1 tRNA gene is annotated in these 252 nt (G+C 59.9%); it reads left to right on the forward strand.

Annotated features, from left to right (window positions below):
* The first annotated feature begins 176 nt into the window (after positions 1-176).
* Positions 177-250, forward strand: a tRNA-Asp gene (locus GHO25_RS25990).
* The last annotated feature ends 2 nt before the right edge of the window (positions 251-252 follow it).

The raw sequence follows: 252 nt of genomic DNA on the forward strand, positions 1-252 counted from the left end.
GCGGTAGTTCAGTCGGTTAGAATACCGGCCTGTCACGCCGGGGGTCGCGGGTTCGAGTCCCGTCCGCTGCGCCATATCTGTACAAGTCAGGCTGGCCTGGCTTGCGATTGAAAAGCACCGAAGCTTCTCGATCAACGGTTTTAAAAGATTCAAACGGACGCAAGTCCGAGCGATACGCAGCGGTAGTTCAGTCGGTTAGAATACCGGCCTGTCACGCCGGGGGTCGCGGGTTCGAGTCCCGTCCGCTGCGCC

This window comes from Pseudomonas sp. FSL R10-1350 (assembly GCF_009600525.1).
Lineage (GTDB): Bacteria > Pseudomonadota > Gammaproteobacteria > Pseudomonadales > Pseudomonadaceae > Aquipseudomonas > Aquipseudomonas helleri.